Below are 21,949 nucleotides of genomic sequence, written 5' to 3'. Positions count from 1 at the left end.
GTTTTTATTGCAAACTTTCACCGCAAAACAGGGGTCCGTTTCCGCGGCCTCTGCTTAGCTGCGCCGTTTGTCACAGAAGCATCGCCTCGTTGGCGATCAGGTCAACGAAGCAGCCTCACCGTGTCGCTCCCCTCCGCAAGACGCAGCCGCACATACGTCCCCGCCCGTGGATCGAAGCCCGGGTGATACCAGGGATCGGCTTCGAGGCGCCCTTCCCAGCGCGCCTGCAACGCCACCACCTCGGCTTCGTGGCGGGAGCGGGCCTCGGGGTTCCAGCGCCGGCTCGCCGCCTCGTGGTGATAGAGGACCGCGCCCGGCACCATCAGGGTCCGGTATCCCGCCGCCTCCAGGCGCAGGCAGAGGTCGACGTCGTTGAAGTCGACCGCGAAGGCCGCCTCGTCGAAGCCGCCGACTGCCTGGAACTTCCGGGTCTCCACCACGAGGCACGCCGCCGTGACCGCCGAGACCCTGTGCGTCGCCCGCAAGGACGCCAAGTAGCCCGGCGCCGTGCCGGGGAAGTGACGGTGGGCGTGGGTGACGAGGCCGCCGGTGCCGAGCACGATGCCGCCGTGCTGGATCCGCTCCCGCACGTCGAGGAGCTTCGCCCCCACCGCGCCGACATCCGGCCGCAGGGCCTCCTCGGCCATCCGCCGCAGCCAGTCGCCCTGGCACGCCACCACGTCGTTGTTCACGAAGACCAGAAGCGCGCCGCGCGCCTCCGCGGCGGCCCGGTTGTTCATCGCCGCGAAATTGAATGGGCCCGGGCAGGGCAGCACCCGCACCCCCTCCCCTGCCAGACGCTGGAAATAGGCGAGCGTGCGCGGGTGGCGGCTGTCGTTGTCGCAGACGATGATCTCGAGGGACGGCCAGTCGGTATGGGCGCGCAGGCTCTCGATGCAGGCCCGCAGCAGCTCGACCCGGTCGCGGGTCGGGATGATGAAGCTGGCGAGCGGCGGTGCGGGCAAGTCTCGGCGCAAAGTCAGTAGGCCGCCCGCCGCCTCGACGCGGCCGGCCCCGGCGAGGTGGCGCTCGGCGAGCGCCCGGCGCGACGACGCCCATCCCTCCGGCGGAACGGCCGCGAGGGGCGTCCAGGTCGAGAGCAGGCGCGGCAGGTGACGCACCGCCCCGCCCTCGGCCGCGAGCCGCAGGAGCAGGTCGGCGGCCTCGGCCCCCGGCAGTGAGGGATCGAGCCCGAGCCGGTCCAGCACCGCCCCGCGCAGGGCGACGACCGGGCCGATATAGTCCGCGGCCAGCAGGTAATCGGGGTCGAAGGCCGAGCGCAGCACCGGTCGCAGCGGCTCGCCTCGCGGACCGAGCACCAGGGCGTCGCCGTAGAGGGCGCCGAGGCCGGGATCGGCGGCGAAGGCCTCCGCGATCGCGGTGGCCGCCCCCGGCACGAGCCGATGGCCGGGTGCCGTCAGCACGATTGTCGCGGCCGAGCCGGCGCCCCCGGACAGGATCTCGGCCGGTGTCGCGACCCGCAGGGTCGCCACGGTCTCGACCTCCCCCGTCGGGAGCGGCGGCGGCTGGAGGGCATGACGGGCACCCCAGAGGATCGCCGCGCGGTCGCGCGCCCGCACCCGCTTGCCGGTGAGGAGCGCCCGGGCGACCTCCCAGGCCTCGCCGGGGCGCTTCAGTGCCAGGAGCAGCCGGACGAGCCAGCGCCGGGTGGGGCCGGGCTGGTTCTCGGCGAAGCGGAGGATGTCGAAGGCCGGGTGAGGCGGCAGCCTCATTCCAGCTCCTCCCCGAAGGTCGTGACCGAGAAGGCAGGGTGGTAATACGGGTCGTCGCGGATCACCGAACGCCACCGCGCGGCGAAGCGGTTTCCCTCAGCCTCGAACCGGGCGCGGGCCGGACCGATGCTCGGGCCGCGGCTGACCGATTCGTGGTGGGCCACCACGGCCCGCGGGGTCCAGAGCGATCTCCAGCCCCGGGCGGCGAGGCGCAGGCAGAGGTCGATGTCATTGAAATCGACCGGGAACGCCTCGGCATCGAGGCCGCCGACCGCCTCGAACTTGGTCCGCGCCACTGCCAGGCAGGCGGCGGTGACGCCCGCCACTTCGTGCGCCACGGCGAGCCGGCCGAGATGGCCCGGCGTGTCGGCCGGGCGGTTGCGCAGGATGTGCCCGGCCCGGCCGCCGAGCCCGACCACCACGCCGGCATGCTGGATCCGGCCGTTGCCGAACAGGAGCTTCGCCCCGACGGCGCCGACCTCCGGCCGCAGGGCCTGACGCACCATCGCGGCGAGCCAGTCAGGGTGCAGCACCTCGACGTCGTTGTTGAGGAGCACCAGGATGTCGCCGCGGCTCGCCGCAGCCCCGTCGTTGACGAGGCGCGAGAAGTTGAACGGGCCCGGCCGGTCGAGGCGGCGCACTCGCGGATCCGCCGCCCATTCGGCGTAGAGCGCGGCTACCGCCGGATCGGTCGAGCCGTTGTCGACGATGACGAGTTCGATGCTCGGATAGGCGGTGTCGTGCAGGACGCCCCGCACCGCGACCCGTAGCAGTTCCGGCCGGTCGCGGGTCGGGATGATGATTGAGACCGAGGGCGGCGGATCGGGCAGCGGCCAGTCGAGGTCGAGGGTGTCACCGGCGCGCGTTACCGCGGCGGGGCTGCCGGCCCGGTCCAGGGCACGCGTCAGGTCGGCGGCGTGGCCGTCGGGATCCGGCGCCTCGGGCGCGATGCGGCAGAGGATGCGGGGGATGCGGCGGACGCGTCCGGGCCCGGCCAGGGTCGCGGCAAGGAGGAGCGCGCGGGCCCCCTGTCCCGACTCCCAGCCGCTTCGCGCGGCGAGATCCGCCGCCACCAGGAGCGGCCGCCCGGGATAGAGCGTGGTCAGGGCGAGGTCCGGGCTCCAGCCCGGCTTGAGCTGGGGGCGCAGGCCCTCGGGCGTCTCGGCCTCGCTGTCGGCATAGGCGAGGTCGGCGGGCTCCGGCCCCGCGAAGGCGGCGGCGAGATGGGCGAGGGCGTCGGGGGCGAGGGCATCGCCGGGGCGCACATGCCCGATCGCGACCCCGTCCGGCAGGGTGTCGGCGGAGATGCGCCCGTCGCCGGGGAGGCCCGCGGGCGCCGGCCCCCGCCAGTGCAGGGCGAGGCGCCAGTCGCGGTGGCCCTGTGCCAGCAGGGTGGCGAGGGTGCGCCGCACCGCCGCTTCTTCCTCGGGCAGCGCCTCCAGGATCAGGCCGAGGCGCGGCAGCTCAGGCGGAACCCGGTCGAGAGCGGGCTCGAAGGGCCGCGCGCGCTCCGCCTTCCAGAGGGAGTATTGCGCGAGCGGCCGCACGCAGGTGGCGATCCGCAGGGTGTTGCGCAGGCGGCGCGCGTCGCGGCGCAGCCATTGATAGAGCGCGACCGGCAGCCTGTCCGGCCGGCGGCGGGCGCAGAGGGCGAGCATGGCCGCGCGGGAGAGGAGCCGCGCCGCCTCGATCCGAAACCCCTCCGCCGGTGCGGCGAGCAGGATGTCCTTGGTGCCGGGCGGCACCGGCCCGAGCCAGGAGGCGCGCCCGAGCACCGGGCCGGGCAGCAGCGCATCCTCTTGGGTGCCATCGCCCCGGGCGAAGCGCAGCAGTGGTCGCACCGGTGCGGCGAAGCGGTCGAGGGCGTAGTCGAGGGCGAGCCAGCGCCCGGCGATCGGCCGCTCGAAGACCAGAGCGCGGGAAAAATCCGGATCGACCGTGCGGGGGGCGATGCGCCAGTCTGCCACCCGTGCGGTCAACCGTCGGCCGGCGGCGGCGCGGCGGGCTTGCGCCGCGGCGCCCGTGCGGGCTTCGGCGCGCCGCCAAGGCCGACCTCGATCTCGAAGTCGCGCGCGAGGCCGGCCGGAACCGAAATCCCCTCCTCGACCACCGTGAAGGTGCCGCTGGCCGAGCCGGCGGGGATCGTCGCGGAGGCCTGGCGGCTGCGCCGGGCGACGACCTGGGTGCCGTTCTTGACCGTGATGGTCACGGGGGTGTTGAAGCGGCCGGGGGCGCCGCCGGGCCCGAGCAGGACCACGCCCTGCACGCCGATCGTGACGACCGTGCTGCCATCCTGTGCCGGCCGGCAGGAGCGGCTGAGCTGGCCGAGACGGATCTGCGTGCGCACCGTGCCGCCCGCCAGGGTCTGCAGCGAGGAGCCGCCCTCGGTGACGTCGATGATCGGGCAGTAGACGTCATCGGGGCTCGGCGGTGCCTCGGGCGGCTTGGTGGTGCCGCCATACTTGAAGATGTTGAGGAAGGGATTGCCCTCGTCCTGCGGCGCCGCATTCTGCGCCTGCGCCGGGGCGGCGAGCACGCCCAGCGCCAGGGCGAGGCTGAGGGTGCGGAGACAACGAGCCGTCACGGTCCTCTCCCGATGGTCGATCACTTCAGGCTGTCGAAGCCTTCCTTGAACCCCTTGAGGGACAGGGGGATGCCGACCCCCTCCTCGGGCGTCTGGAAGACGATGAAGGTGGCCTGCTGGCCGCCCTTGAGCTGGTTGATGAGCTTGTCGTCCATCACCACCTCGGCGACGCAGCCGGTGGAAAGGCAGCGCACGAAAGAGGTGCGGCCGATCTCCGCCTGGTCGACCTTCAAACCGAGTCCGGAGGGCAGCAGCACGCCGAGCGGCGCCACCACCCGCAGCAGGGTGCCGCGGTTGTCGGCGGTCTTCAGCACGATCACCACCAGGGACAGGTTCGGCCGGTCCTCGGCGGCGACGTACTGCACCAGGGCGCATTGCTCGGCCTTGGCGCCGGCGGGCGTCTCGCAGCGCAGCTGCCAGTCGTCGAAGCTCTGCTTGACCGCGCCCTGAGCCAGGGCGGTCCCGGCCGGCAGGCCGAGAGCGAGCGCGAGTCCGAGGGTGGCGGCCCGCACCCGGCGTCCGATCCGTTGCAAGCTGTCTCCCACGCCGCTCACCGCTCCGCTGCCCCGGCCATCCGCCGGCCCGGGGGCGTTCCGACCACGGGGCCGGGATGCTGTCAAGCCGAGGCGCCGTTTCGCCGCCGGGGTCCCTTGCGGGAACCCGTGCCGGCGGGCCGGCTTAGCTTTATGATCGCGCCGGGCTGCGTCCGTTGCAGTCCGCCGTTAGTGGTTGTGCACGGTTTCCGGTTCATATCGGATCGGATTGACCGACCTGGATCCGCCCTCAACCCTTCTCGCGAGAGCCCACGATGAGACTCGCCGCCACCTCCCTCGCCCTCCTGATCCTGGCCGCCGGTCATGCGGCGGCCCAGTCGCTGCCGATCGACGAGACGACCTATGTCGAGCGTTCGCTCAACCGGGACGCGACGCTGACGGTCGAGCACCCGCCAGTGCCCCGCAACCCGCGCGGGCGCCGGGCCTCGCGCTCGGCCGAGATCGCCGGCTTCTGCCGCGACGGTGGGCTGATCCGGCGCCGGGGCGAGAACGGCGAGATCATCCTGCGCCAGCGCGAGAATTGCGACAGCATCGCGCCGCGCACGCTCTATCCGGGCCACGTCGATCCGCGCCCGGCCTGGCCGGCCGAGCGCGTCGTGGTGGTGCGCACCAAGGGCTGACCCCTCAGCCGTAGCGGTGCAGCTCGGTGCCGTGCCGCTTCAGCCAGGCCTCGGGCTCGTCGTAGCCCGGGGAGAGTGTTTCGACGACGCGCCAGAACCGATCCGAGTGGTTCATCTCGGCGAGGTGCGCGACCTCGTGCGCCGCAAGGTAGTCGAGCACCGTGGGCGGCGCCATGATCAGGCGCCAGGAGAAATTCAGGTGACCCGCGGCCGAGCACGAGCCCCAGCGGCTGCGGGTGTCGCGCACGGTCAGGCGCTTCGGCGTCCGGCCGAGTGCGCCGGCATGGCGCGCCACCGCAGCGGTCAGGTCGCGGCGCGCCTCGGCCTCCAGGAAATCGCGCACCCGCCGCGCCACGTGGGGCAGCCCGCAGGAGACCGCGATCACCGGCGTGCCGTCCGGACCCGTGGTGGCGATCGTCGCGCCGGACGTGATGGACCAGTGCAGGATGCGGTGGGGAACGCCGCGCAGCGGCACCATTGCGCCGGGCACGAAGGCGACGCGCTCAGGGAGCTTGGCCACCCGGGCGGCGATCCAGGCGCCGTGCGAGTCGGCGAAGCGCTGCGCGGCGGCGAGGTCGGTGCGCTCCGGCAGGGTCAGGACGATCTCGCCGGTCGCGCTCGACACCCGCAGGGTGATGCGCCGCGCGGCCGCACGGCGGCGCACGGTGACCGGGTAGCAGATGCCGGCATGGATGACGGTGACGTGGGTGGGTTCGGGCGCCGAACGGCGCAGGAGCGCGACTCGCATGCCACCCTTGTACCCGGGGGACCCGGAGCCTGTCAGCGTCCCGGTTCGTCGCGCGAGACTCGATCGCGCGAGGCTGAGCAGGCGCGCGAGCCACGCGCGCAAGGAACGGGTCCGCGACATCGTCGGGAGAAGCCGGCGCCGCCGGGGCAGCGCCGGATCCGAAGGATCAGGAGGCCTCGCGCAGGTCCTGGACGGCCTGCGTGCCCTGCATGGCGTGCATGAAGGCGGAGATGCGCGGCGCGATGTTGGCGCGGAAGCGCGAGCCGTTGAAGACGCCGTAATGGCCGACGCCCTTCTGCAGGTGGTAGAGCTTGCGCTCCGCGGCCAGGTTCGGCGTCAGGTCGAGGGCCGCCAGCGTCTGACCGACACCGGAGATGTCGTCGTTCTCGCCCTCCACCGCCATGATGGCGCAGTGGCGGATCGCCCCCGGGTCGACGAGGGCGTCATGGTGGCGCATCTCGCCCTTCGGCAGGGCGTGCTCGACGAACACGGTGTTGACGGTCTGGAGGTAGAACTCCGCCGTCAGGTCCATCACCGACAGGTACTCGTCGTAGAAGTCCCGGTGCTTCTCGGCCGAGTCGCCGTCGTTGCGCACCAGGTGCTTGAACATGTCCCAGTGCGCCGTCAGGTGACGGTCGAGGTTCATGCCCATGAAGCCCGAGAGCTGGAAGAAGCCGGGATAGACTTCGCGCCAGGTGCCGGGATAGCCCGGCGGCACCACGGTGATGCAGTTGCGCTTGAACCATTCCGAGCCGCGCTCGGCGGCGAGGCAGTTGACGGCGGTGGGGGAGCGGCGGGTGTCGATCGGGCCGCCCATCAGGGTCATCGAGGTCGGCACGCCGGCCATGCCCTCGGCTTCCATCCGGGCGACGGCGGCGAAGACCGGCACCGAGGGCTGGCAGACCGCGATCACGTGCAGGTCCGGCCCGAAGGCCTGGAACATCTCGATCAGGTAGTCGATGTAGGTGTCGAGGTCGAAGCGTCCGGCCTCGAGCGGCACCATGCGGGCATCGACCCAGTCGGTGATCATCACCTCGTGCGCCGGCAGCAGCGCCTCGACCGTGCCGCGCAGGAGCGTGGCGTAGTGGCCCGACATCGGCGCCACCACCAGCACCTTCGGCTGGGCCTGGACCGGCGGGCGCTTCAGCGCGCGCTCGAACGAGATGACCTGGCAGAACGGCTTCGACCACACCACCCGCTCGGTCACATCCGTGCTCACGCCCTCGACTACGGTGCTCGGCAGGTTGAAGGCCGGCTTGCCGTAGCGGCGCGTGGTGCGCTCGAACATCTCGCAGGCGGCCGACACGGTCCGGCCATAGGGCGTGTAGGTGATCGGATTGACGGGATTCTTGAATACGAGCTGTGTGGCGTCGGCGGCCGCACGGGCAGGCGTCAACATCCAGTGCGCTGCTTCATACCAGAAATACGAGAGATCCATGACGCCACCGTCCACGATTGACCCAACGACGCGCGCACCGCCGCCAGGAGACGCCTGACCCGCCTGGGAGCCAGGACAATAGAGTACCGGTATTGAAGAGCAACATCTGCGGAAATCCTAGGTGTCAAAAGGTGGAACTGTGCCTTTTTTACCTCAATTCCCGCCTGCGCATTGTGCGTTGCGGTAGCCGGCCCGGAACCGCCCGGCGGGCGATGCTGAACCGGCGAGTTCACCGTCTGGGACAACGCACTGGACGGCGAAGGGTTTCCGGCTCCGCGCCCTGGCCGGCGGGCGACGGCGCACTATGGTTTCGACCATGTTCGAGACCTTGCAGACCGACTTGGTGCGCGACGCCCGCCACCTGCGCCTCGATACCCTGGTGCGGCTGCGCTGGCTCGCGGTGGCCGGTCAGGGTGCGGCGGTGGCCGGCGCCCATCTGGGGCTCGGCCTGCCCCTGCCCTTCGGCTGGTGCTTCCTCGTCATCGCGGCCTCGTCCTGGCTCAACCTCACGCTCCGCATCCGCTACCCGGCGAGCCACCGGCTCAGCGACGACGCCGCCGTTCTGCTGCTGGCCTTCGACATTATCCAGCTCGCGGCCCTGCTCTTCCTCACCGGCGGCCTGCAGAATCCCTTCGCCCTCCTGTTCCTCGCCCCCGTGCTGATCTCCGCCACCGCCCTCCCCCCGGCCCGGACCCTGGCCCTCGGCCTCCTGGCGGTCGGCCTCTCGACGCTGCTGGCGCTGGTCTACCGGCCGCTGCCGTGGTTCGCCGGGGAGAAGCTCGAATTGCCGTTCCTGTACGTGTCGGGCGTCTGGACCGCGATCCTGCTCGGAACCGCCTTCACGGGAGTTTACGCCTGGCGCGTCGCCGAGGAGGCGCGCCAGCTCGCCCAGGCGCTGGCCGCGACCGAGCTGGTGCTCGCCCGCGAGCAGCACCTGTCGCAGCTCGACGGGCTGGCGGCGGCGGCCGCTCACGAGCTCGGCACGCCACTCGCCACCATCACGGTGGTAGCCAAGGAACTCGATCGCCAGCTCGGGCCGACCGCGTCGCCGAACGTGGCCGAGGACCTGGCGCTGCTGCGCGACCAGGTCGAGCGCTGCCGCGGCATCCTCTCCAAGCTCACCTCCCTCGATGCCGACCAGGGCGGCTTCATCGAGACCATCTCGCTCAGCCACCTCGTCGAGGAACTGGTGGCGCCCCAGCGGGCGCTCGGCATCGTGCTCGACGTGACGACGAAGGGCGACGGGCCGGAGCCGGCCTGCCGGCGCAATCCGGGCGTGATGTTCGGCCTCGGCAACATCGTCGACAACGCGGTCGACTTCGCCGAGAGCTGCGTGGCGATCGAGGCGCGCTGGAGCCCGGACCGGGTCTCGCTGGAGATCCGCGATGACGGGCCGGGCTTCGCCCCCGACGTGCTGCTGCGGGTGGGCGAGCCCTATGTCAGCACCCGCAGCGCGGCCAAGACCGCGCAGGAGAGGACCGGATCGGACGGTGGGACCGGCCTCGGCCTGGGCCTGTTCATCGCCAAGACGCTGATCGAGCGGTCCGGCGCGCAGCTGAACCTCGCCAATGCGGTCGATCCCTCGACCGGCGCAGTGGTGCGGATCGTCTGGCCCCGTCACGTTTTCGAGAGGGAGGCCAAAGGCCATCGAAACCCCGGCACGGGGGGCGCCGCACCCCTGACGCAGGCCCGCGACGTTCCTATATAACGCTCTGAATAGACTGATTGAAATTCGGAGGAGCGTCGCCTGATGACGCAGTACGGAACACTGAGCCCGGAGGCCTCGGCCGGTACCATCCCGGAGGGCGACGCCCTCCTCAACCACGCCGACCGCAGCCTGCTGATCGTGGACGACGACAAGCCGTTCTCGACCCGCCTCGCCCGGGCCATGGAGGCGCGCGGCTACCGGGTGCACGTCGCCGAGAGCGTGGCCGAGGGCGTCTCGGCGGTCGACGCGCAGCCGCCGGCCTTCGCCGTCATCGACATGCGGCTCGGCGACGGCAACGGCCTCGACGTGATCGCGCGCCTGAAGGAACGCCGGCCCGAGGCCCGCGGCGTGATCCTGACCGGCTACGGCAACATCGCCACCGCCGTGACCGCGGTCAAGCTCGGCGCCTTCGACTACCTGGCGAAGCCCGCCGACGCGGACGAGATCCACGGCACCCTGATGGCCGAGCCCGGCGAGCGGGCCGACCCGCCGGAGAACCCGATGTCGGCCGACCGGGTGCGCTGGGAGCACATCCAGCGCGTCTACGAGCTGTGCGGCCGCAACGTGTCGGAGACGGCGCGCCGGCTCAACATGCACCGGCGCACGCTGCAGCGGATCCTTGCGAAGCGCGCGCCGCGCTGAGGCGGGAATGAGGGATGAGAGCGTTAAGGGCCCGGCGCTGGGAGGTGCCGGGCCCTTCGCGTGTGTAGGCCTCCGAGCTCCTTGGATCTCGCGACCAGCGTTCCGCTTGCGTCTTCCCCATTTGTGATTCCGGACTCCGCAGCGCGGCTCCGGAATGACGGGGTGGGTATGGGTGCCGTCGCGCGAATGAGACGGAATGCTGGAGGGATCTACACCCCAGCCGCCCCACCATCCGACCGCGGATCATGCGTCGCCTCGACCCGCCCGTTGCCAGGGTGGCGCACCAGCAGGCCGGCATGGCCGAGCGAATCGATGTACGACCCGCCCAGCTCCTCGACCTCGTGCCCCATCCGCGCGAGCGCCGCGATGCAGGACGAGTCGAACCGGTCCTCGACCTTCACGGTCATCGATTCGGCCCCCCAGGTGCGGCCGAACAGGAAGCGCGGCGCGTCCACCGCCTCGGCGACGCCCATCCCGTACTGAGCGTAGCGGGTGAAGACCTGGGCCTGGAACTGCGGCTGCCCGTCGCCGCCCATGCTGCCGTAGGAGAGCACCCGCCCGTCGGCGAGGACGGCGAGCGCCGGGTTGAGGGTGTGGAATGGCCGCCGTCCCGGCTCGAGCGGATTGACGGCGCTCTGATCGAGGGAGAAGGCGACGCCGCGATTCTGCCAGGTGAGGCCGGTGCGCGGCAGGACGAGGCCGGAGCCGAACTCCCAGTAAACCGACTGGATGTAGGAGACCGCGACGCCGTCCTGATCGATCGCCCCCATCCACACCGTGTCGCCGTCACCGACCGGGCGCACCGGATAGGGCGAGGCCCGGTCCATCCGGATCGCCGCGGCCTCCGCCTCCAGCCGCTCCGGCGTGAGGAAACGCGCGGGGTCGTGGCGCAGGCGGTCGAAATCGGTCACCACCGCGTCGCGGATCCGGAAGGCCCGCTTCGTCGCCTCGATGAGCCCGTGATAATGAGCCGCCGTCTCGGGGCGAATGCTGCCCAGGCGCTCGTAGAGGCCGAGGATCGTCAGGGCGGCGAGACCCTGGCTCGGCGGCGGGCAATTGTAGACCGTTCCGCCCGAGACTTTCAGCGAGAGCGGCGCCCGCGACACTGCCCGGTATCGCTCGATGTCGCCGCGGGTGACCGGGCTCCCGGCCCGTTCGAGGTCGGCGGCGACCTCGCGGCCGATGTCGCCGCGGTAGAAGTCGTCGAGCCCGGCATGGCCGAGCTGCTCCAGGGTGGCGGCGAGGGCCGGCAGTTTCCGGATCGCTCCGGCCTTCGGCGGCTGGCCGTCGATGAGGAAGGTCTCGCGGAAGCCGGGCTGGTCGTGGAGCGTGTCGAGCTCCTTGGGCACGTAGCGCGCCTCGGACGAAGAGACCGCGACGCCCTCGCGGGCGTGCCGGACCGCGTCGGAGAGGAGCAGGGCGAGGGGCAGGCGCCCGCCGAGATCGCGGGCGATCTCGTGGGCGAGGGCCCAGCCGCCGACGGCGCCGGCCACGGTCAGGGCGGCGTCGGGCCCGCGTTCGGGGATCGCGTCGTAGCCCTTGTCGCGGTAGCGCCGGATCGTCGCGAGGCTGCCGGCCGGCCCACAGGCCTCGATCGCCCGCACGATGCCGTTCGGCCCGCGCACCAGCCAGAAGCCGTCGCCGCCGAGGCCGTTCATGTGGGGGTAGACCACCGCGATCGTCGCCGCCATGGCGAGCATCGCCTCGACGGCATTGCCGCCCTCGTCGAGGATGGCCCGGCCGGCCTCGGCCGCGAGGTGGTGGGGAGCCGCGCAGGCGGCGCGGGAGAAGACGGGAGTCTCGGGCATCTGGGCTTGGATGACTCTGGGCTTGCGGTGACGTTACGAAACAGCCAAGCGGGGATCCGCGAGGTTGCGCGGTGCGGCCGGTTCAGGCTAGTGCCCGGAGCCGTGAAACGATAGGCGCATGCCGCCCGGGCATCGTCCGTCGCCCCGTCCGTCCCGAACAAGGATCAGGCCGCGTGCCCGCATCAGGTTCCCTCAAGCCCCGCAGCCTCGTCACCATCCTCAGCATCATGGTGCTGGTCGGCGTCGAGGTGTTCGCGGTGGCGATCGCGGCGGGCTGGGCCCTGGCCGGCATCTTCGAGCTCGGCGACACGATCGGCCATGGGCTGATGGTGCTGTTCAGCCTGGGCGCCCTCTCCATCATGGTCCAGCTCTGGCGCCGGGCCACCAGCATCGAGCCGATCCGCTAAGGGCGCCACGATGATCGACCGCCGTACGCTGCTCGCCGGCGCCGCGCTCCTGCTCGGCTCCGGCCCCGAAGTGCTGGCTGCGGAGCTGCCGCTCGGCCGGCCCGAGGCCTTCAGCTTCGAGTCTCTCAAGGCCCGGGCCCGGGACCTGGCCGGCCGGCCCTACGTGCCGCCAGCGATACCCGACCGCGACGTGCTGCAGGCGATCGATTACGACGCCCACGGCAAGCTGAAGTACAAGCCCGACCACGCTCTCTGGGCCGAGGGCCCGAGCGCCTTCCCGGTCACGTTCTTCCATCTCGGCCGCTACTTCCAGAAGCCGGTGCGGATGCACGTGGTGGAGGGGGGCCAGGCGCGCGAGATCATCTACGATCCGGCCGCCTTCGAGATGCCGGCGGATTCACCGGCCCGGCGTCTGCCGCCGAATCCTGGCTTCGCGGGTTTTCGCTTCCAGGAGCGCCGCGGCGGTCCCCTCGACTGGCGCCGCAACGACTGGGTCGCCTTCCTCGGCGCCTCGTATTTCCGGGCGATCGGCGAACTCTACCAGTACGGCCTCTCAGCGCGCGGCCTCGCCCTCGACACCGTCATGCCCGACCGGCCCGAGGAATTCCCGGACTTCACCCATGTCTGGTTCGAGACCCCGGCGCCGGATTCCGACATCGTCACGGTCCTGACGCTCCTCGACGGCCCCTCGGCCGCCGGTGCCTACCGGTTCCGGATGCGCCGCACCAAGTCGGTGGTGATGGACATCGAGGCGAGCCTGCACCTGCGCAAGGATGTCGGCCGCTTCGGCCTAGCGCCCTTGACCTCGATGTACTGGTTCTCCGAGACGGCGAAGCCGACGGCGACCGACTGGCGCCCGGAGGTGCACGATTCCGACGGCCTGGCGCTCTGGACCGGCACCGGCGAGCGGATCTGGCGCCCGTTGCGCAACCCGCCCCGCACCATGGTCTCGGCCTTCTCCGACGAGCGCCCGCGCGGATTCGGGCTGATGCAGCGCGACCGCCTGTTCGACCATTACCAGGACGGCGTCTACTACGACCGCCGGCCCTCGCTCTGGGTCGAGCCCCTGGGTGATTGGGGGAAGGGCAGCGTGCAGCTAGTCGAGAACGCCACCGACGACGAGATCCACGACAACGTGGTGGCGATGTGGGTGCCGGCGGAACCCGCCCGCGCCGGCACCTCGCACGACCTCGCCTACCGCCTGCACTGGGTCGCGGACGAGCCCTATCCGAGCAACCTCGCGGCTTGCGTCGCGACCCGGGAGGGCAATGGCGGCCAGGCGGGCACCGACCGGCCGAAGGGCGTGCGCAAGTTCGTGGTGGAGTTTCTGGGCGAGCCGCTGGCGAAGCTGCCGGCCGGGGTGAAGCCGGAAGCGGTGCTCACCGCCTCCCGCGGCACCTTCCCGCTCGCCCGCACCGAGGCGGTGCCGGACGACGTGCCGGGCCATTGGCGGGCCGAGTTCGACCTCGCGGTGACGGGCGCGGAGCCGGTGGAGCTGCGGCTGTTCCTGCGCCGAGGCGACGAGACGCTGAGCGAGACCTGGACGTACCAGTATATCCCGCCGGCGTGAGCCGGCGGCAGACCTTCAGACCTTCCTGCTTTCCACCGTCATCCCGGGGTCTCGCCGGGCTCTCGCCTTCGGCGAGCCTCGGGATGACGTCATGAAGCGGAGACGTGAGTAGTCCAGCTTCCGAAGAAGAAAGCCCCGCGGCTCGCGCCGCGGGGCTTTCTTCTTCGTCATGCAGTCGGGTCGTTCAAGCCACCCGCACCCGCCAGATCTCCTCGGCATATTCCCGCATCGTCCGGTCCGACGAGAACCACGCCGTGCGGGCGGTGTTGAGGATCGCCGCGCGCCACCAGGTCCGGGGCCGGCGCCAAGCTGCATCGACCTCGCGCTGGGCGCGCCAGTAATCGTCGAAATCGGCGGTGAGCAGGAAGCGGTCGCCGTGGGTCAGCTCGTCGACGAGCGGACGGAAGCGGCCCGGCTCGGACGGCGAGAACCCGCCCGCGGCGATCACGTCGAGGGCGGCGCGCAGGCGCGGCGAGGCCGCGATGGCGCGGCCGGCATAGCCCGGCTGGCTCTGCGTGCGCTGCACCCCGGCCGCGTCGAGACCGAAGATGAAGATGTTCTCCGGCCCGACATGGTCCTTGATCTCGATATTGGCACCGTCGAGCGTGCCGATGGTGAGCGCGCCGTTGAGCGCCAGCTTCATGTTGCCGGTGCCCGAGGCCTCGAGGCCCGCGGTCGAGATCTGCTCCGACAGGTCGGCCGCCGGGATGATCGATTCGGCGAGGCTCACCGAGTAGTTCGGCACGAAGGCCACCGTCAGGCGGCCGGCCACGTCCGGATCGGCGTTGACGCGCTTGGCCACGTCGCTGGCGAGCCGGATGATCAGCTTGGCCTGATGGTAGCTCGGCGCCGCCTTGCCGGCGAACAGCTTGACCCGGGGCGTCCAGTCGCGATGCGGCTCGGCCTTGATCGCCTGGTAGAGCGCGACCGTCTCCAGGATGTTGAGGAGCTGGCGCTTGTACTCGTGGATGCGCTTGATCTGGACGTCGAACAGGGCCTCCGGATCGAGGGTGATGCCGGTGCGCTCCTCGACCACCCGGGCGAGCGCCTCCTTGCGCTCGCGACGCACCGCCGCGTAGCGCGCCTGGAAGCCGGCATCGTCGGCGAAGGCCGCCAGCCCCTCGAGGTGGCGCGGATCGTCGAGCACCTTCGGCCCGACCGCCTCGACCGCGAGCCGGGTGAGGCCCGGATTGGCGTTGTGGAGCCAGCGCCGGAAAGTGATGCCGTTGGTCTTGTTGACGATCTTGTCGGTGTCGAGGGCGTGGAGCGGCGCGAACACCGTCTGGCGCATCAGTTCGGTGTGGAGCGCCGAGACGCCGTTGACCCGCCGCGCGCCGAGGAACGCGAGATGGCCCATCCGCACCCGCTTGCCGTGGCTCTCGTCGATGAGCGAGACCTCGGCGAGCCGTGCGAGCGAGGCGCCGTGCTTCGACACCTCCTCGAGATGCATCCAGTTGATCAGGTAGATGATCTGCATGTGGCGCGGCAGCAGCCGCTCCATCAGCTCCACCGGCCAGGTCTCCAGGGCCTCCGGCATCAGGGTGTGGTTGGTGTAGCCCAGCGTCTGGGTGGTGACGTGCCAGGCATCCTCCCAGGACAGGCCGTGCACGTCGACGAGGAGCCGCATCAGCTCCGGCACCGCGATGGCCGGGTGGGTGTCGTTAAGCTGGATCGCCGCGTGGTCGGGCAGCGAGCGCAGGTCGCCGCGCTCGGCGACGTGGCGGCGCACGAGATCCTGCAGCGAGGCCGAGGTGAAGAAGAATTCCTGGCGCAGGCGCAGTTCCTGGCCGGCCGGCGTGCCGTCGCTCGGATAGAGCACCCGCGAGATCGCCTCGGCCCGGGCGCGCTCGGCGACCGCGCCGACATGGTCGCCGGCATTGAAGCGGGCGAGATCCACGGGCTCGACCGCGCGGGCCGCCCAGAGGCGCAGCGCGTTGACGTGCTTGGCGCCTCGCCCGATCACCGGCGTGTCGTAGGGCACGGCGCGCACGGTCTCGGCCGGGCGCCAGACCCGGCGCAGGGTGCCGTCCGGCTGGACGCTCATCGCGACGTCGCCGCCGAAGCCGACCTCGCAGGCCGCGTCCGCGCGCTCGAACTCCCAGGGGTTGCCCTCGGACAGCCAGGTCTCCGGCACCTCGCGCTGGACCCCGTCCTCGATCACCTGCCGGAACAGGCCGTGATCGTAGCGGATGCCGTAGCCGTAGGCGGGAATCGCGAGGCTCGCCATGCTCTCCATGAAGCAGGCGGCGAGGCGCCCCAGGCCACCGTTGCCGAGCGCCGCGTCGGGCTCGGCGCCCGCGACCGCGTCGAGATCGACGCCGAGACCGCTCAGCGCCGCCCGCACCGTCTCGGCCACGCCGAGATTGCCCATCGCGTCGGAGAGCAGGCGGCCGATCAGGAATTCGAGGGAGAGGTAGTGCACGCGCTTGGGCGGCACGATCCCGGCCGCGTTGGCGCTGGCGGCGACCGCCCGGTCGCGCAGGGCCAGAGCCGTCGCCACGAACCAGTCGCGGTCGCGGGCGGTCGCCGGCGTCTTGCCCAGGGCGTAGGCGAGCTTGGCCAGGATCGCGGTGCGCATCACCGTGACCTCGTCGCCCGCGGGCGCGGCGGGCGCGGCCTGCGGCATCCAGGAGCGCGGCGTCTCAGCATCATGCAGGGCCTGCGCATCCCGCGGAGCCGAGTCCTGGCGACTCTCGTCACGCTGGCGACCGGACAGAAAAACTTCGTTCAGCACCTTGGAACCCCCTTCCCTGCCGCAGGTCTCTCGTCGCTGCAGCGCGATCTCACGTCGCGTGCTGTGCAGCAAACCTTCGGCCACGGCAGCATCGTGTGGCTGTGGAACGGCGATGTCGAGACGTTCGGACAAGCTCGAGCGTATGACTTACGGCGTGTTGCTGTCCCGACACGTCTCACGGAAACGAGACTTGATTTTGACGAAGCGGCCTGAAGCGAGTGTGAACGGCCTCGGGACGACCTGCACGCCGGACCTTAGGGTTAAGGGATACCCTGCGGGAAGGGTTACCGTCGGGGCAAGATTGCACCTTGGGTCTAACCCCCCGGGCCTAGCCCTTTGGTCACGACAGGTCGCACGTCCGGCGCCTCGGTCCTGGCTCAGGCCTGGCTCGAGCGCGCTGCGCCCCCTCCCCGTCAGCCGCGTCATGACGGTGTCGTGGCCGCCGGTGATGCAGGCTTGCCACGCTTGGGGTCTCGCGCGCAGAGGCGCGGGAACCGGATGCGATGCGACGGCTTCCCCGCAGGGCGCCGCCGCGAGCGCTCATATAAGGCCGGTGGCCGGCCTACTCAACCCTAACGCCGGTGCGGGTGCCGACGCACCGGGGCTCGAACGTGTCTCGACGTCGCGGGGTATCGCGGCGAGGCCCGGGGGCTGTCGCTTCTGAATACAAACACGTCCTCTGCACACGAAAATCGCCCGACGATCTGCCCAGGAGCCCAGGATGACCGAGGATACGACCCCCGAGCGCCTGCTGGCGGGCGAGCTGTGGTGGAAGGCGGGGGTCGTCTACCAGGTCTATCCGCGCTCGTTCCAGGACACGAACGGCGATGGCGTCGGCGACCTTCGGGGCGTGACCGCCCGGCTCGACTACCTGGCTTGGCTCGGGGTCGATGCCCTGTGGTTGTCGCCGGTCTGCCGCTCGCCGATGGCGGATTACGGCTACGACGTCTCGGATTACTGCGACATCGATCCGCTCTTCGGCACGCTCGCCGATTTCGACGCACTGGTGGCGGACGCGCATCGCCGCCGCCTGCGTGTGATCATGGACTTCGTGCCGAACCACACCTCTGAGGAGCATTCGTGGTTCCGGGAGTCCAGATCGTCGCGCGACAACCCGAAGCGCGACTGGTACATCTGGCGCGATGCCGCCCCCGACGGCGGTCCGCCGAACAACTGGATCAGCAATTTCGGCGGCCCGGCCTGGACCCTCGATCCGGCGACCGGGCAATACTACTACCACGCCTTCCTGCGCGAGCAGCCCGACCTGAACTGGCGCAACCCGCAGGTGCGCGCCGCGATGCTGGACGTGCTGCGCTTCTGGCTCGACCGCGGCGTCGACGGGTTCCGGGTCGACGTGATCTGGCACCTGATGAAGGACGAGGCCCTTCGCGACAATCCGGTCAACCCGGATTACGTGCCGGGCGAGCCTGAGATCAATAGCCTGGTTCAGCTCCACTCCGCCGACCAGCCCGAGGTGATGCAGGTCATCGCCGAGATGCGGGCGGTGCTGGAGGAGTACGACGCGCGGGTGCTGATCGGCGAGATCTACCTGCCGCTGGAGCGGCTGGTGGCGTATTACGGCGTCGACCTGTCGGGCGCGCACCTGCCGTTCAACTTCCAGCTGATCCAGACGCCGTGGCGCGCCGAAGCCGTGGCGCGGCTGATCGCGGAGTACGAGGCGGCCCTGCCCGCGGGCGGCTGGCCGAACTGGGTGCTCGGGAACCACGACCAGCCGCGCATCGCCGCACGGGTCGGCGACGCGCAGGCACGGGTGGCGGCCGTGCTGCTCCTCACCCTGCGGGGTACCCCGACGCTCTATTACGGCGACGAGATCGGCTTAAGCCGGGTGCCGATCCCGCCGGAGCGGGTGCGCGACCCCTGGGAGCACAACGAGCCCGGCCGCGGCCGCGATCCGGAGCGCACGCCGATGCAGTGGGCGCCCGGCCCCCATGCGGGCTTCTCCACCGTCGAGCCCTGGCTGCCCGTCGATCCCCAGGCACAGACCCGCAACGTCGAGTGCCTGCGCGACGATGCGACCTCGATGCTGACCCTCCACCGGCGCCTGATCGCGCTCCGGCGCGACCATCCGGCGCTCAGCATCGGCGCCTACCGGGCGGTGTCGGTCTCGCGGGACGTCCTCGTCTACGAGCGCCTGCACGGCGCCGACGTCATCCGGGTCGCGCTCAATTTCGGGCATGAAGCTTGCTACACCGAGGTGCCGTCCGATTCGGGCTGGGAAGTGCTGCTGTCGAGTGCCGGCGGCCGACGTGGCGAGGGCCCGCAGGAGGGGTGCTTCGCACTTGCGGGAGACGAGGCCCTGGTGCTGATCCGGCGCGCGTCGGCGGCGAACGGTCGGCCCGGGCATTTACCCGCCTAAGCTCTGCGCCCCGCGCGGCACAGCTTCGGGAGGCGGCGAGAAACGGGATTTTTGCTTTCCGTTAATCAATTTTGTCTTGCCGTCCCCGCCCGGTCTGATATTGTGCAGTGCACTGGAACCGGAGCCGGAATGGCGCGTTGTCGTGGCGGTACGCCGCGGCATTGTCCGCATGCAATCCGTCCGGCTCGCGGCGTGGGGGCTCATTCATGACATTTCCGGCGTCGGCACGGTCGGCTTCGCAGGCGCCGGCTCTGCCGTCTGGCGGCTCCCCGCGAGGGGCCGTGGAGGGCTTGCGCGGCTCGCTCAAGCCGCGGATCCTTTACGCGACGCCCGAGATGGCCGATTTCCTGAAGACCGGCGGCCTGGGCGAAGTCGCGGCGTCCCTGCCCCGGGCCCTGCGCCAGCACTACGACGTGCGCATTCTGATCCCGGGCTACCGCCAAGTCGTCGACCGCTACTCCGACATTCCGGTGGTGGCCCATCTCGCCGGCAGCGCCGAGATGCCGCCCTGCGACCTCGGCCTGATCGAGACCGGCGACGGCCTTCCGGTCTACGTCATCCTCAACTCAGCGCTCTACGAGCGCGACGGCTCGCCCTACGGCGACCAGGGCGCCGACTTCCCGGACAACGACCTGCGGTTCGGCCGTCTCAGCCTCGCGGCTGCCGAACTTGCCCAGGGCGTCGATCCCGAGTGGCGCGCCGATCTCCTGCACCTCAACGACTGGCAGACCGCGCTCGCCCCGGCCTACCTGGCTTGGCGCGGCCAGCGCACGCCGAGCGTGCTCACCATCCACAATCTCGCTTATCAGGGTCTGTTCCCGTGGGAGAATCTCGGCCGCCTCGGCGTGCCGGAGAGCGCCTTCCACATCGACGGGGTCGAGTTCTACGGCAAGCTGTCCTTCCTCAAGGCGGGCCTGTTCTACGCCTCGCACGTCACCACCGTGAGCGAAACTTACGCCCACGAGATCACCACGCCGGAATTCGGCTGTGGCCTCGACGGGCTGCTGCGCACCCGCGCCCATCAGGGACGGCTCGCCGGCATCCTCAACGGGATCGACGAGGCCTGGGACCCCCGCACCGATCCCCACCTCGCCACCCGCTTCGAGCCCGATGACTGGAAAGGCAAGCGCGCCAATGCCGACGCGGTGCGCACCCGGTTCGGTCTCGGCGTCTCACGCGGCCCGCTCTTCGCCATCGTGTCGCGCCTCGTGCACCAGAAGGGCGTCGACCTGACGCTCGCGGCGGCCGAGTCGATCGTCGCCGAGGGCGGGCAGCTCGTGGTGACCGGCCAGGGCGAGCCCCGGTTCGAGGCCGCCTTCCTCGACCTCGCCCGGCGCCATCCCGGCGCGGTCGGGGTGCGGGTCGGCTTCGAGGAGACCGACGCCCACCGGATGTTCGCCGGCAGCGACTTCCTGCTGATGCCGTCGCGCTTCGAGCCCTGCGGCCTCGCCCAGATGTACGCGCAGCGCTTCGGCTCCTTGCCGATCGCCCACCGCACCGGGGGACTGGCCGACACCGTCGAGGACGGGGTCACCGGCTTCCTGTTCGGCGAGGCCTCGCTCAAGGGCCTGAGCGGCGCGATCCGCCGCGCCTTCGACGTCTTCGCCTCGAAGCGTCGCCTTGGAGCGATGCGCCGCAGCGCCATGGCCCGCGAGTTCGGCTGGGACAAGGCCGCCGACGGTTACTCCTCGCTCTATACCCGCGTCGTCGGCAACGGCGCCGATCTGATGCGGATGCGCGCCGTCGCCTGAGACGTACCTTCCCAGTCAAGATTCCTTCTCGACCCCGCAGCGCCGACGCGCTGCGGGGTCGTTCGCGTTGGGGGCGATCCCAAGGGATGGTTCGCGGAGATGAAGCACCGGCCCCGCCATGCCCCGGCTGATGTCCATGACAGGTCCGCCTCGGGCGCGGGCACATCCGTCGAAGACGAACTGTCCAAGACGAGCCATCCGAGATAAGCGCGGCACCCCCGCCGAACGTGGCGGCAGACGGCACCGTCACGGCAGGGCAGAGTTCCGGGGCAGCAATGCATCACGTCTCGGGGCCAGGGAGTCAGTGATGAGAGCCATGATCGCGGTAGCCCTGCTCGGCGTCGTCTGCATCGACGCCGGCACAGCCTTGTTCGCGCAAGGGTCGGACGACGTGCCGATCCAGCGCGATCTCAGACGCGAGCGACGGCTCGAGCGCAGGCTTCATCAGGACGGCCAACCTCCGGCACTCGATCCGAACGTCACGCCGGACAATCCGGACGGGGTCGTGGGCTTCGACGGACCGCCGGGCCTCTTCGACGACAACGACGTCGAGGATGATGGTCCCATGGCGCCGGGCTCACCGGCCGATATCGACGACGACTGACCAGCGTGCCTCATCCGCCCTTGACATCTGACCCTGCGGCAGCAACACATGAGCGCGTGTTCATGTGTTGAGGAGAGCCCGGCGTGCGGCTCCTGTCGTCGGAGCAGGTCGCGGACGTGGCGGAGGTCTTTCGGCTCCTCGGCGAGCCGAACCGCCTGCGCATCGTGCTCGCCTGCCTGGAGGTAGACCGCACGGTCGGCGAGATCGGCGAGGCGCTCGGCCTGTCGCAATCGCTGACCTCGCATCACCTGCGCCTGTTGCGCACGGCCCGCATCCTGCGCGCCGTGCGCAACGGCCGGCACGTCGCTTACGCGATCGACGACGATCACGTGCGCGACGTGCTGCGCAACATGGTCGCCCACCTCACCGAGCCGCACGACCACGCCCATCACACCCACAATCACGCCGAAGAGGAACCGGAACCATGACCAGCACCCCTGCCGAGACCGTGAAATGCGCCTGCGAGGACTGCGTCTGCGTCGTCCCGGTGGCGAAGGCCGTGTCCCGCGACGGCAAGGCGTTCTGCTGCGAGGAATGCGCCGAGGGCCATCCCCACCATGCCGGCTGCGACCACGCCGGCTGCACCTGCCACGGCTGAGCGAGGTCAGGGTCGCAATCCGGCCCCGACATGCTCTAAAGCCCCGGACACGAGCAATGCCCGGGCCCCCCGC

19 protein-coding genes are annotated in these 21,949 nt (G+C 70.9%); 11 read left to right on the top strand and 8 right to left on the bottom strand.

Annotated elements, in window-relative coordinates:
* Positions 1–101: 101 nt before the first annotated feature.
* From MFF64_RS13665 to MFF64_RS13650, 4 genes are read right to left on the bottom strand one after another with little or no spacing between them, the layout of a single operon-like run.
* On the bottom strand, positions 102–1,733 hold the full coding sequence (locus MFF64_RS13665) for a glycosyltransferase family 2 protein (protein ID WP_099906186.1): 1,632 nt from the start codon (positions 1,731–1,733) through the stop codon (positions 102–104).
* Positions 1,730–3,700, bottom strand: coding sequence for a glycosyltransferase family 2 protein (locus tag MFF64_RS13660; protein ID WP_238191208.1), 1,971 nt, complete (start codon positions 3,698–3,700; stop codon positions 1,730–1,732). The genes MFF64_RS13665 and MFF64_RS13660 overlap by 4 nt, the downstream gene beginning before the upstream one ends.
* Positions 3,701–3,708: 8 nt before the next feature.
* The gene (locus MFF64_RS13655) at positions 3,709–4,317 is read right to left on the bottom strand and encodes a hypothetical protein (protein WP_099901480.1); all 609 of its coding nucleotides are present in this window, start codon (positions 4,315–4,317) and stop codon (positions 3,709–3,711) included.
* Positions 4,318–4,337: 20 nt separating this feature from the next.
* Positions 4,338–4,841: an invasion associated locus B family protein gene (locus tag MFF64_RS13650; RefSeq protein WP_238191252.1), complete on the bottom strand. Its 504-nt coding sequence runs from the start codon at positions 4,839–4,841 to the stop codon at positions 4,338–4,340.
* A 284-nt stretch (positions 4,842–5,125) separates the two neighbouring features.
* Between MFF64_RS13650 and MFF64_RS13645 the strand changes: the two genes are divergently transcribed.
* Positions 5,126–5,491, top strand: coding sequence for a hypothetical protein (locus MFF64_RS13645; RefSeq protein ID WP_238191206.1), 366 nt, complete (start codon positions 5,126–5,128; stop codon positions 5,489–5,491).
* A gap of 4 nt (positions 5,492–5,495) precedes the next feature.
* Here MFF64_RS13645 and MFF64_RS13640 read toward each other — a convergent pair whose 3' ends face one another.
* Complete coding sequence (locus MFF64_RS13640) at positions 5,496–6,239, bottom strand: M48 family metallopeptidase (RefSeq protein WP_099903035.1); 744 nt, start codon at positions 6,237–6,239, stop codon at positions 5,496–5,498.
* Positions 6,240–6,405: 166 nt separating this feature from the next.
* The gene (locus MFF64_RS13635; RefSeq protein ID WP_099903038.1) at positions 6,406–7,677 is read right to left on the bottom strand and encodes a polyhydroxyalkanoate depolymerase; all 1,272 of its coding nucleotides are present in this window, start codon (positions 7,675–7,677) and stop codon (positions 6,406–6,408) included.
* Positions 7,678–7,993: 316 nt separating this feature from the next.
* Between MFF64_RS13635 and MFF64_RS13630 the strand changes: the two genes are divergently transcribed.
* Together MFF64_RS13630 and MFF64_RS13625 are read left to right on the top strand one after the other, a co-directional pair.
* Complete coding sequence (locus MFF64_RS13630; RefSeq protein ID WP_238191204.1) at positions 7,994–9,385, top strand: ActS/PrrB/RegB family redox-sensitive histidine kinase; 1,392 nt, start codon at positions 7,994–7,996, stop codon at positions 9,383–9,385.
* A 42-nt stretch (positions 9,386–9,427) separates the two neighbouring features.
* Positions 9,428–10,027, top strand: coding sequence for an ActR/PrrA/RegA family redox response regulator transcription factor (locus MFF64_RS13625; protein WP_099902199.1), 600 nt, complete (start codon positions 9,428–9,430; stop codon positions 10,025–10,027).
* Positions 10,028–10,236: 209 nt separating this feature from the next.
* Here the strand turns inward: MFF64_RS13625 and MFF64_RS13620 are convergent, their stop codons facing one another.
* The gene (locus tag MFF64_RS13620) at positions 10,237–11,835 is read right to left on the bottom strand and encodes a gamma-glutamyltransferase family protein (protein ID WP_238191201.1); all 1,599 of its coding nucleotides are present in this window, start codon (positions 11,833–11,835) and stop codon (positions 10,237–10,239) included.
* A 227-nt stretch (positions 11,836–12,062) separates the two neighbouring features.
* Here MFF64_RS13620 and MFF64_RS13615 point away from each other — a divergent pair, with 227 nt between their 5' ends.
* Entirely contained in the window at positions 12,063–12,242 is a 180-nt protein-coding gene (locus tag MFF64_RS13615; protein WP_165795677.1) for a hypothetical protein, read from the top strand.
* A 10-nt stretch (positions 12,243–12,252) separates the two neighbouring features.
* Positions 12,253–13,812: an OpgD/OpgG family glucan biosynthesis protein gene (locus MFF64_RS13610; protein WP_238191199.1), complete on the top strand. Its 1,560-nt coding sequence runs from the start codon at positions 12,253–12,255 to the stop codon at positions 13,810–13,812.
* Positions 13,813–13,996: 184 nt separating this feature from the next.
* Here MFF64_RS13610 and MFF64_RS13605 read toward each other — a convergent pair whose 3' ends face one another.
* Positions 13,997–16,546, bottom strand: coding sequence for a glycogen/starch/alpha-glucan phosphorylase (locus tag MFF64_RS13605; RefSeq protein ID WP_438823071.1), 2,550 nt, complete (start codon positions 16,544–16,546; stop codon positions 13,997–13,999).
* Between MFF64_RS13605 and MFF64_RS13600 the strand changes: the two genes are divergently transcribed.
* From MFF64_RS13600 to MFF64_RS13575, 6 genes are all read left to right on the top strand, one after another.
* Positions 16,463–16,759, top strand: coding sequence for a hypothetical protein (locus MFF64_RS13600; RefSeq protein WP_133123698.1), 297 nt, complete (start codon positions 16,463–16,465; stop codon positions 16,757–16,759). The genes MFF64_RS13605 and MFF64_RS13600 overlap by 84 nt on opposite strands.
* Positions 16,760–17,267: 508 nt before the next feature.
* Complete coding sequence (locus MFF64_RS13595) at positions 17,268–18,923, top strand: alpha-amylase family glycosyl hydrolase (protein ID WP_425324412.1); 1,656 nt, start codon at positions 17,268–17,270, stop codon at positions 18,921–18,923.
* 335 nt (positions 18,924–19,258) lie between these two features.
* Complete coding sequence (gene glgA, locus MFF64_RS13590) at positions 19,259–20,674, top strand: glycogen synthase GlgA (RefSeq protein WP_238191250.1); 1,416 nt, start codon at positions 19,259–19,261, stop codon at positions 20,672–20,674.
* Positions 20,675–20,990: 316 nt separating this feature from the next.
* Positions 20,991–21,278 carry a hypothetical protein gene (locus MFF64_RS13585; protein WP_309296448.1) on the top strand — a complete coding sequence of 96 codons (288 nt, stop codon included), beginning with the start codon at positions 20,991–20,993 and terminating at the stop codon, positions 21,276–21,278.
* 83 nt (positions 21,279–21,361) lie between these two features.
* Positions 21,362–21,706 (top strand): ArsR/SmtB family transcription factor, encoded by a 345-nt coding sequence (locus tag MFF64_RS13580; protein WP_207768237.1) that lies wholly within the window; start codon positions 21,362–21,364, stop codon positions 21,704–21,706.
* Positions 21,703–21,876 (top strand): metallothionein, encoded by a 174-nt coding sequence (locus MFF64_RS13575; RefSeq protein ID WP_099907539.1) that lies wholly within the window; start codon positions 21,703–21,705, stop codon positions 21,874–21,876. Before MFF64_RS13580 ends, MFF64_RS13575 begins: the two co-directional genes overlap by 4 nt.
* The last annotated feature ends 73 nt before the right edge of the window (positions 21,877–21,949 follow it).

Source organism: Methylobacterium frigidaeris (genome assembly GCF_022179185.1).
Classification (GTDB): domain Bacteria; phylum Pseudomonadota; class Alphaproteobacteria; order Rhizobiales; family Beijerinckiaceae; genus Methylobacterium; species Methylobacterium frigidaeris.
Note: the sequence above shows the minus strand (reverse complement) of the source record. Positions and strands in the feature narration are given on the sequence as shown.

Excerpts from the sequence above, each read along its gene's own strand:
- MFF64_RS13665 (WP_099906186.1), bottom strand. The coding sequence starts at position 1,733 with ATGAGGCTGCCGCCTCACCCGGCCTTCGACATCCTCCGCTTCGCCGAG.
- MFF64_RS13645 (WP_238191206.1), top strand. The coding sequence starts at position 5,126 with ATGAGACTCGCCGCCACCTCCCTCGCCCTCCTGATCCTGGCCGCCGGT.
- MFF64_RS13640 (WP_099903035.1), bottom strand. The coding sequence starts at position 6,239 with ATGCGAGTCGCGCTCCTGCGCCGTTCGGCGCCCGAACCCACCCACGTC.
- MFF64_RS13635 (WP_099903038.1), bottom strand. The coding sequence starts at position 7,677 with ATGGATCTCTCGTATTTCTGGTATGAAGCAGCGCACTGGATGTTGACG.
- MFF64_RS13630 (WP_238191204.1), top strand. The coding sequence starts at position 7,994 with ATGTTCGAGACCTTGCAGACCGACTTGGTGCGCGACGCCCGCCACCTG.
- MFF64_RS13625 (WP_099902199.1), top strand. The coding sequence starts at position 9,428 with ATGACGCAGTACGGAACACTGAGCCCGGAGGCCTCGGCCGGTACCATC.
- MFF64_RS13620 (WP_238191201.1), bottom strand. The coding sequence starts at position 11,835 with ATGCCCGAGACTCCCGTCTTCTCCCGCGCCGCCTGCGCGGCTCCCCAC.
- MFF64_RS13615 (WP_165795677.1), top strand. The coding sequence starts at position 12,063 with ATGGTGCTGGTCGGCGTCGAGGTGTTCGCGGTGGCGATCGCGGCGGGC.
- MFF64_RS13610 (WP_238191199.1), top strand. The coding sequence starts at position 12,253 with ATGATCGACCGCCGTACGCTGCTCGCCGGCGCCGCGCTCCTGCTCGGC.
- MFF64_RS13600 (WP_133123698.1), top strand. The coding sequence starts at position 16,463 with ATGCAGGGCCTGCGCATCCCGCGGAGCCGAGTCCTGGCGACTCTCGTC.
- MFF64_RS13595 (WP_425324412.1), top strand. The coding sequence starts at position 17,268 with ATGACCGAGGATACGACCCCCGAGCGCCTGCTGGCGGGCGAGCTGTGG.
- glgA (WP_238191250.1), top strand. The coding sequence starts at position 19,259 with ATGGCCGATTTCCTGAAGACCGGCGGCCTGGGCGAAGTCGCGGCGTCC.
- MFF64_RS13585 (WP_309296448.1), top strand. The coding sequence starts at position 20,991 with ATGATCGCGGTAGCCCTGCTCGGCGTCGTCTGCATCGACGCCGGCACA.
- MFF64_RS13575 (WP_099907539.1), top strand. The coding sequence starts at position 21,703 with ATGACCAGCACCCCTGCCGAGACCGTGAAATGCGCCTGCGAGGACTGC.